8 protein-coding genes are annotated in these 9,018 nt (G+C 72.4%); 4 read left to right on the forward strand and 4 right to left on the reverse strand.

The window, feature by feature from the left end; genetic code table 11:
* The 3 genes from ACFWEJ_RS23990 to ACFWEJ_RS24000 all read right to left on the reverse strand — a co-directional run.
* On the reverse strand, window positions 1-603 hold a 603-nt coding region (locus ACFWEJ_RS23990; protein WP_377231694.1), incomplete at its 3' end, for an alpha/beta family hydrolase.
* A gap of 85 nt (window positions 604-688) precedes the next feature.
* Entirely contained in the window at window positions 689-1,519 is an 831-nt protein-coding gene (locus ACFWEJ_RS23995; RefSeq protein WP_377231695.1) for a hypothetical protein, read from the reverse strand.
* A 34-nt stretch (window positions 1,520-1,553) separates the two neighbouring features.
* Window positions 1,554-2,174: a hypothetical protein gene (locus ACFWEJ_RS24000; RefSeq protein WP_377231696.1), complete on the reverse strand. Its 621-nt coding sequence runs from the start codon at window positions 2,172-2,174 to the stop codon at window positions 1,554-1,556.
* A gap of 296 nt (window positions 2,175-2,470) precedes the next feature.
* On the opposite strand from ACFWEJ_RS24000, the gene ACFWEJ_RS24005 reads away from it, so the two are divergent.
* On the forward strand, window positions 2,471-5,032 hold the full coding sequence (locus ACFWEJ_RS24005) for an ATP-dependent Clp protease ATP-binding subunit (RefSeq protein ID WP_377231697.1): 2,562 nt from the start codon (window positions 2,471-2,473) through the stop codon (window positions 5,030-5,032).
* Window positions 5,033-5,289: 257 nt separating this feature from the next.
* Here the strand turns inward: ACFWEJ_RS24005 and ACFWEJ_RS24010 are convergent, their stop codons facing one another.
* Entirely contained in the window at window positions 5,290-6,039 is a 750-nt protein-coding gene (locus tag ACFWEJ_RS24010) for an IclR family transcriptional regulator (RefSeq protein ID WP_377231698.1), read from the reverse strand.
* 69 nt (window positions 6,040-6,108) lie between these two features.
* On the opposite strand from ACFWEJ_RS24010, the gene eda reads away from it, so the two are divergent.
* From eda to ACFWEJ_RS24025, 3 genes are all read left to right on the forward strand, one after another.
* Window positions 6,109-6,816 carry a bifunctional 4-hydroxy-2-oxoglutarate aldolase/2-dehydro-3-deoxy-phosphogluconate aldolase gene (eda, locus tag ACFWEJ_RS24015; protein WP_377231699.1) on the forward strand — a complete coding sequence of 236 codons (708 nt, stop codon included), beginning with the start codon at window positions 6,109-6,111 and terminating at the stop codon, window positions 6,814-6,816.
* Window positions 6,813-7,913, forward strand: a complete 1,101-nt coding sequence (locus tag ACFWEJ_RS24020; protein ID WP_377231700.1) for a sugar kinase — start codon at window positions 6,813-6,815, stop codon at window positions 7,911-7,913. The genes eda and ACFWEJ_RS24020 overlap by 4 nt, the downstream gene beginning before the upstream one ends.
* A gap of 108 nt (window positions 7,914-8,021) precedes the next feature.
* On the forward strand, window positions 8,022-9,014 hold the full coding sequence (locus tag ACFWEJ_RS24025; protein ID WP_377231701.1) for an NAD-dependent epimerase/dehydratase family protein: 993 nt from the start codon (window positions 8,022-8,024) through the stop codon (window positions 9,012-9,014).
* Window positions 9,015-9,018 lie beyond the last annotated feature (4 nt).

Below are 9,018 nucleotides of genomic sequence, written 5' to 3' on the forward strand. Positions count from 1 at the left end.
GGTCCCCCGGGGGACCTGAGGGTCGGACACGTTCCGCACCCAGGTCGCCACCGCGTCGGCCACGGCCTGCTCGCGCGCGACGCCGCGCATGTCGTGCGCGCCGGACAGCGTCACGGTGGTGACCGGCCCGGGGATCGCGGCGACGTGCTCCGCGAGCTCCTCGGGCGTGCCGAACGGGTCCTTGTCGCCGGACACGAAGAGGGTGGGCACCTCGATCCGCCCGAAGTGCTCGACCCGGAGCTTCTCCGGCCGCCCCGGCGGGTGCAGCGGGTAGCTGAGCAGCACGAGGCCGGCGGCGGGCAGCCCTTCGGCGACCGCCATGGTGCACATCCGCCCGCCGTACGACCGCCCGCCCAGGAGCAGCCGGTCCGTGCCCACACCGAGCTCCTCCGCCCAGGCGGCGGCCACGGCCCGCAGGTGCTCGACGGCGACCGGCGCCCGGTCCGGCATCCGGCGTCCCTCCAGGCGGTACGGGAAGTCGGCGCGGCGCACGGGCAAGGGCGGTTCGGCGTCGGCCAGGGTGCGCTCGACCGTGACGAGCGCCGGGCTGTCGCGGTTCGCGCCCGCGCCGGGGGTCAGCAGGAGGCCTGCGGGAGTGGTCACCGCCTCAGTCTGCCCCGGGCGGCGCGGTCCGGCCGGGGCGGACGGCGGGGGCGGTCCCTGGCCGGTGGCCCGGGCCGGCGGCGCGTCAGGTGAGCCGGCGCCAGAGCACGAGCAGGCCGCCCAGCGCCAGCAGCGTCCCGCCGCCGAGCACCGCGACCCAGCCGAGCGGCGTGATCACCTCGTCCTCGTCCGCGACGGGGGTCTGCACGGTGGCCGCGGCGGGCTGGCCGAGGTCGGGCAGCAGCGCCGGGGTCGACGACGGGGACGGCGAGGGGCTGGGTGTCGCCGAGACCGTCGGCGACGGCGTCGGGCTGGGCGTGGCGGAGGCGGTCGGGCTGCTCGTCGGCGTGGGCGTCGGGGTCGACGTCGGCGCCGCGGGCTCGGCCGCGACCGGCGGGGCCGTGGCGGTCGGCGTGGGCGTGGCCTCCGTCGTCTCCTCGGCCTCGGGCGTGGGCGTCGGCGTCGGCGTGGAGGTGGGGGCCGGGGCCTGCTCGGCGGCGGTGCACACGCTGCTGTTGCCCGACTCGTGCCAGCTGCTCGCGTCCTCGACCTCGACCCACACCACGCAGTAGCCGTCCGGGTAGGCCTGGCGGGCCTCCCGGAACGACGTCCAGCCCTGGTTCTGCTCGGACCGGGTCAGGTCCCGCGAGTACGACCGGGCGCTCTTCGACGTCGGCGACCGGACCACGTACGTGACCTCGTCGCTCTCCCGCCCGCGTTCGAACGCGACGCCGTCGGCGCTCACCCAGATGTCGTCGCCGCTGCGCTCGGCGGCCACGGCCCGCTGCCCGACGACGGCGGTGCCCACCAGAGCAAGCACGAACAGGAGGAGCAGGGTCAGGGAGAGCCGGCGACGTGCCGTGACGTGACGTGCCGTCGGCCGCAGCGCTGCGGCGGAGGCGATGGTGCGGATCACGGCGGCGATCCTACCGCCGAGGCCGCGCAGCCGTTCAGAACCGTGGCCCCTCCTCGCCGTGGAGCAGGTTGCGGATCGGCCGCGTGATGACGTCGATCCGGTCCACCAGGTCGGCGGGCCCCGTGACCACCACCGCACGGTCGGCGGCGGGGGAGTAGACGGCGGTCACGTTGCGCACGGTGACCCGCATGCAGCGCTTGGCCGTGCCGTCGACGTGGAACTGGCGGGTCTCGCACGGGACGTCGTCCACCTCGGCGACGATGGCCCGCATCGCGCTGCGGTAGTCCTGGTACGACTCGGCGAGCTCGGCCACGTCGGCCACCTCGGGCGAGGCGCCCGGGTCGACGTCGGCATGCAGCGGGGCGACGAGCGCGCCGCTGCACGCGGCCCGGACGATGTCCTCGACCTGTGCCGGGGTGGCCGGGACGCGCAGGGTCTCGACCTCCACCGTCTCGCCGGCGAAGGTGCGGTAGGAGCGCAGGAAGCGTTCCTCCGTGGGGTCCGTGCTGTCGGACACTCCGGTGACTTCCTCCTCGACGAGGTCGAGGCCCCAGGTCAGCGGGTCGTCGACCTCGCCGACGACGCCGGAGAAGCGCGCGAAGCGCGCGACGATCTGTTCCCAGGACTCGGGGGTCGGGCTCGGTTCGTCCGCCATGTGGCCTCCCGGCGCGGGTGCGGGTCTGACAACGAGACTGCCGGGTACGCGGGGAGGCGTCAACGACCTTCGCCGGAATCGGCCGGGAATCAGCCCGGACTCGCCGTCTAATCCGCTTGTCCGGGCGTGTCGCCGCGTGCCGGCCCGGACTTTGCCGTCCGCGGGTGGTACATCGTCACGCCCCTGGCGAACATGGGCATCAACCGGTACATGGGCGCGTTGGGAGCGCATAGAGTCATTGCGGTCAGGCCTGGTACCGCCGGTGCAGGTGTACGCCGCTCGTGAGGGAGCAGCACATGTTCGAGAGATTTACGGATCGCGCCCGTCGGGTCGTCGTCCTCGCCCAGGAAGAGGCGCGGATGCTGAACCACAACTACATCGGCACGGAGCACATCCTGCTCGGCCTCATCCACGAGGGTGAGGGCGTGGCCGCCAAGGCGCTGGAGTCGCTCGGGATCTCGCTCGACGGCGTCCGTACCCAGGTCACCGAGATCATCGGTGAGGGGCAGCAGGCGCCGAGCGGCCACATCCCGTTCACGCCGCGCGCCAAGAAGGTCCTTGAGCTGTCGCTCCGCGAGGCGCTGCAGCTCGGTCACAACTACATCGGCACCGAGCACATCCTGCTCGGCCTCATCCGCGAGGGTGAGGGCGTTGCCGCACAGGTGCTCACCAAGATGGGTGCCGACCTGAACAAGGTTCGCCAGCAGGTCATCCAGCTGCTGAGCGGCTACCAGGGCAAGGAGCCTGTCTCCGCCGGTGGCCCTCAGGAAGGTCAGCCCGCGGGCTCGGCCGTGCTCGACCAGTTCGGCCGCAACCTCACCCAGGCCGCGCGCGAGGGCAAGCTCGACCCGGTCATCGGGCGCACGCAGGAGATCGAGCGGGTCATGCAGGTGCTGTCCCGCCGCACCAAGAACAACCCGGTGCTGATCGGCGAGCCTGGCGTCGGCAAGACGGCCGTCGTCGAGGGCCTCGCCCAGGACATCGTCAAGGGCGACGTCCCCGAGACGCTCAAGGACAAGCAGCTCTACACGCTGGACCTGGGCGCCCTCGTGGCCGGCTCGCGCTACCGCGGTGACTTCGAGGAGCGCCTCAAGAAGGTGCTCAAGGAGATCCGCACCCGCGGCGACATCATCCTGTTCATCGACGAGATCCACACCCTGGTGGGTGCGGGTGCCGCCGAGGGCGCGATCGACGCCGCCTCCATCCTGAAGCCCATGCTGGCTCGCGGTGAGCTGCAGACGATCGGTGCCACCACCCTCGACGAGTACCGCAAGTACGTCGAGAAGGACCCGGCCCTGGAGCGTCGCTTCCAGCCGATCCAGGTGGCCGAGCCGTCGCTCGAGCACGCCATCGAGATCCTCAAGGGTCTGCGCGACCGCTACGAGGCGCACCACCGCGTGTCCATCACGGACTCCGCGCTGGTCTCCGCCGCCACGCTCGCGGACCGGTACATCAACGACCGGTTCCTCCCGGACAAGGCGATCGACCTGATCGACGAGGCCGGGGCCCGGCTCCGCATCCGTCGCATGACGGCGCCGCCGGAGCTCAAGGAGCTCGACGAGTCCATCGCCGAGGCGCGCCGCGAGAAGGAGTCGGCGATCGACGAGCAGGACTTCGAGAAGGCCGCCGGGCTGCGTGACAAGGAGAAGCAGCTCACGCAGGTCCGCGCGGACAAGGAGAAGGCCTGGAAGTCGGGCGACCTGGACACGGTCGCGGAGGTCGACGACGAGCTGATCGCCGAGGTCCTCGCGATGTCCACGGGCATCCCGGTCGTCAAGCTCACCGAGGAGGAGTCCAGCCGGCTGCTCCACATGGAGGACGAGCTGCACAAGCGGGTCGTCGGCCAGGAGACCGCCATCAAGGCCCTGTCGCAGGCCATCCGCCGTACGCGGGCCGGCCTCAAGGACCCGAAGCGTCCCGGTGGCTCGTTCATCTTCGCCGGCCCCACTGGTGTCGGTAAGACCGAGCTCGCCAAGGCGCTCGCCGAGTTCCTGTTCGGTGACGAGGACGCGCTCATCCAGCTCGACATGTCCGAGTTCTCGGAGAAGCACACGGTCTCGCGACTGTTCGGCTCCCCGCCCGGATACGTCGGCTACGACGAGGGTGGCCAGCTCACCGAGAAGGTGCGGCGCAAGCCGTTCTCCGTGGTCCTGTTCGACGAGGTGGAGAAGGCGCACGCCGACATCTTCAACTCGCTGCTGCAGGTGCTCGAGGACGGTCGCCTCACGGACTCGCAGGGTCGCGTGGTCGACTTCAAGAACACCGTGATCATCATGACCACCAACCTGGGCACGCGGGACATCGCCAAGGGCGTCCAGACCGGCTTCAACGCCGGCGGCGACCTGGTGACCTCCTACGAGCGCATGAAGGCGAAGGTCAACGAGGAGCTCAAGCAGCACTTCCGGCCCGAGTTCCTCAACCGCGTCGACGACGTGGTCGTGTTCCCGCAGCTCTCCCAGAACGAGATCATCGAGATCGTCGACCTGGAGATCGCGAAGCTCGACCGTCGCCTGCGCGACCGGGACATGGGCATCGAGCTCACCCCCGCCGCGAAGCGTCTGCTGGCGGAGAAGGGCTACGACCCGGTGCTCGGCGCCCGTCCGCTCAAGAGGGCGATCCAGCGGGAGATCGAGGACACGCTGTCCGAGAAGATCCTGTTCGGCGACCTCACGGCGGGTCAGCTGGTGATCGTCGACGGCGAGGGCGAGGGCATCCTCGGCGAGTTCACGTTCCGAGGTACGGAGCGCGACGAGCGTCGTCGTCCGACCCAGGCCGAGCCCCAGTCGGTGCCCGCGGGCGCCGGTCTGGTGCCGCGCGACCTGCCGCCGTCGGGCCAGATGGCGGCCGGCGGGGCGTGATCGCCCGGTAGTCGCCGGACCGCAGACGAAAGGCCCGGTCACCCCGTCAGGGGTGGCCGGGCCTTCGTCATGCCCGCGTGCGTCGCCGAGTCAGTCGGTTGGCCGAGTCAGTCAGGTGGTCGGCGATGCCGAGTCAGCCACCTGGTCGGACCACCTGACTGACTCGGCAGAGTCGGGGAGGGTGAGTCAGTCACCTGGTCGGACCAACTGGCTGACTCGGCGGGGTGGGGTCGGCGGGTCAGGTGGGTGGTACGCCGTCAGGCGGACGTCGGCGGGAGCGACAGGCCCGCCGGGAGGAGGGGTGGCAGCAACCCGCGCAGCGCGCCGACCCGCTCCGCCCGCGCCGCGCCGCGCAGCCGCTCCACGGGCGCCGTGATGCTGACCGCCGCGACGCCGCGGCCGGCCCGCAGCAGCGGCACGGCGATGCACGCGATGCCGCGCTCGTTCTCCTCGGTCTCCCCGGCGATCCCGCTCCGGCGCGCCTCGCTCAGCACGTCGCGCAGGTGCCCCGTCCCGGTGTCCGTGCCGGCGAACCGGTCGAGCGCGGCGTCGTCGAGGTCCTGGACCGACAGCAGGGCCCGGCCCAGCGCGGTGGTCGCGGCGGCGCGGCGGCGTCCGACGGCGGACCAGACGCGGACCGCGCGCTGCGGCTCGACCTTGTCGAGGTAGACCACCTCGCGCCCGGCGAGCACGCCCAGGTGCACGAGCTCGTCGACCTCCGCGCTGAGCGCCATCAGGGCCGGGTGCAGCAGCGCGGGCAGGTTCTCCTCGGCCAGGTAGGAGCTGCCGAGCGCCAGCGCCGAGGGGCCGAGGCGGTAGGCGCCGTCCGCCGTCTGCTCGGCGTACCCGCGGTGCCGCAGCGCGGCGAGCGTGCGGTGCAGGGTCGGCTTGCTGACCCCGACGGCCTGGGCCAGCGTGGACAGGGGCGCGCCCGCGGCGCCGAAGCCCGCGAGGGTGTCGAGGGCCAGCAGCGCCTTGTCCACGCCGCCGAGCGGGCTGGCTTCCATGGGACTCCCTCACGTAGCATGCGTTTCGCAGTGAACAACAAGCGTTCACCATAGCGAAACGGAGCACGCATGTCATCCCCCGACAACCCGGTCCTCGAGGCGCTCGCCGCGCACCGGCTCGTGCCGGTCGTCGTGGTCGACGGCGCCGACGAGGGCGCCCGGCTCGCGGACGCGCTCGTGGCCGGCGGGCTGCCCGTCGCCGAGATCACGCTGCGCCTCGCGGGCGGCCTCGACGCCATCCGCGCGGTCGCGAAGAACCAGCCCGACGTCGTGGTCGGCGCAGGCACCGTCACCACCGTGGCCCAGGTCGACGACGTCGTCGACGCGGGCGCCCGCTACATCGTGTCCCCGGGGCTGTCGGCCGCCGTCGTGCGCCGCGCGCAGGAGCACGGCATCCCCGTGCTGCCGGGCGTCGCCACGCCGTCCGAGATCATGGCGGCGCTCGACCTCGGCGTCGACGTCGTCAAGCTGTTCCCCGCCTCCGTGGTGGGCGGGCCCGCCGCGATCAAGGCGTTCTCCGCGCCGTTCCCCGGCCTGCGGTTCGTGCCCACCGGCGGCGTCAGCGCCGCCAACCTCGGCGACTACCTCGGCCTGAAGCCGGTCCTGGCCGTCGGCGGGTCCTGGATGGTCGACCGCGCGCTCGTCACCGCAGGGGACTGGGCCGAGATCACCCGCCGCACCCGCGACGCCGTGGACCTCGCGGCCAAGATCGACGCGGCCAAGATCGACGCCGCCAAGATCGACGCCGCCAAGATCGACCAGGAGAAGAACCGATGACCTCGCTCAACGTCCGTCCCGCCGAGGAGAGCGCCTACGACGTCGTCGCCCTCGGCGAGGTCATGCTCCGCCTCGACCCGGGCGACCGCCGGGTGCGCACCGCCCGCAGCTTCGACGTCTGGGAGGGCGGCGGCGAGTACAACGTGGCGCGCGGCCTGCGGCGCTGCTTCGGCCTGCGCGGCGCGATCGTCACGGCGCTGGCCGACAACGAGATCGGCCGGCTCGTCGAGGACTTCATGCTCACGGGCGGCCTCGACACGCAGTACGTGCAGTGGGTGCCGTACGACGGCATCGGGCGCGCGGTGCGCAACGGCCTCAACTTCACCGAGCGCGGCTTCGGCGCGCGCGGCGCGGTGGGCGTGAGCGACCGCGGCAACACCGCGATCGCGCAGATGCAGCCCGACGACGTGGACTGGGACGCGCTGTTCTCCCGCGGCGTGCGCTGGCTGCACACCGGCGGCATCTTCGCCGCGCTCTCGGAGTCGTCGGCCGACGTCGCCGAGGCCGCGATGTCGGCGGCCCGCCGGCACGACACCATCGTCTCGTACGACCTGAACTACCGGCCCTCGCTGTGGAAGGGCATCGGCGGCGAGGAGCGGGCGCGCGAGGTCAACCGGCGCCTGGCGCAGCACGTGGACGTGATGATCGGCAACGAGGAGGACTTCACGGCCTCGCTCGGCTTCGAGGTCGAGGGCGTCGACGAGAACCTGACGGACCTGGACACGGGCGCGTTCCGGGCCATGATCGAGACGGCCTCGGAGGCCTACCCGAACTTCCAGGTGATCGCCACGACCCTGCGCGGAGTGCGGTCGGCGTCGCGCAACGACTGGGGCGCCATCGCCTGGTCCCGCAAGGAGGGCTTCGCCGAGGCGACGCACCGGGCCGACCTGGAGATCTTCGACCGCGTCGGCGGCGGCGACTCGTTCGCCTCCGGCCTGGCCTACGGGCTCATGGAGCTCGGCTCGCTCCAGGAGGCCGTCGAGTACGGCGCGGCGCACGGCGCACTGGCCATGACCACACCCGGCGACACCACCATGGCGACGCTCGCCGAGGTGGCCAAGCTGGCCGGCGGGGGCAGCGCGCGCGTGCAGCGCTGACGACGGTCGCGGGGCGAGGTCCGGGGTCCGGTCTGCGGGTGTCCGAAGGCCGGACCGATCTCGCCCCCGACCAGCGCAGACGGGGTGCACGGTGCAAGGATTGGTGCCATGTCCAAGAGCATCCTGTTCATCGGTGGAAGCGGAATCATCAGTCATGCCTCGGTGGCCAGAGCCGCACGGCTCGGGCACCGGGTGACGGTGCTCAACCGGGGCAGATCCTCGATCCGGACGGTGCCGTCCGAGGTGGAGACGCTGGTCGCCGACGCGAACGACGCCGAGGCCGTGGCGGCCGCCCTGCGCGGCCGGGAGTTCGACGTCGTCGCCCAGTTCCGGGCGTTCGGGCCGGAGCACGTGGCGCGCGACGTCGCGCAGTTCGCGGGCCGCACCGGGCAGTACGTGTTCATCTCCTCGGCGTCCGCTTACCAGACGCCGCCGTCGCGGCTGCCCGTGCGGGAGTCGACGCCGCTGCGCAACCCGTTCTGGCAGTACTCCCGCGACAAGATCGCGTGCGAGGACCTGCTGGTGCGGGAGTACCGGGAGAACGGGTTCCCCGCCACGATCGTGCGGCCGTCGCACACCTACGACCGCACGGTGCTGCCGACGTCGGGCGGCTGGACGGACGTCGCCCGCATGCGCGCGGGCAAGCCCGTCGTCGTGCACGGGGACGGCACCTCGCTGTGGACCATCACGCACACCGAGGACTTCGCGGTCGGGTTCGTGGGCCTGCTCGGCCACCCGCTCGCCGTGGGGGACACCTTCCACATCACCGGCACGCACGCGCCCACCTGGGACCAGATCTACACGTGGCTGGCCGAGGCCGCGGGCGTGCGCAGCCCGGACCTGGTGCACGTCGCGTCCGAGACGATCGCGCGGGCGCTGCCCGACCTGGGCCCCGGCCTGGTGGGCGACAAGGCGCACTCGATGGTCTTCGACAGCTCGAAGGTGCGCACGCTCGTCCCCGAGTTCGGCACCACCATCACCTACGACATCGGCGCCGAGGAGCAGGTCTCCTGGTTCGACGACCACCCCGAGGCGCAGGTGGTCGACGCCGGGCTGGACGCGGCCTTCGACCGGCTCGCGGCGCACGCCCGGTCGGTCTGAGGGC

It is taken from the genome of Promicromonospora sp. NPDC060204 (assembly GCF_042728455.1).
Taxonomy (GTDB): Bacteria; Actinomycetota; Actinomycetes; order Actinomycetales; family Cellulomonadaceae; genus Promicromonospora.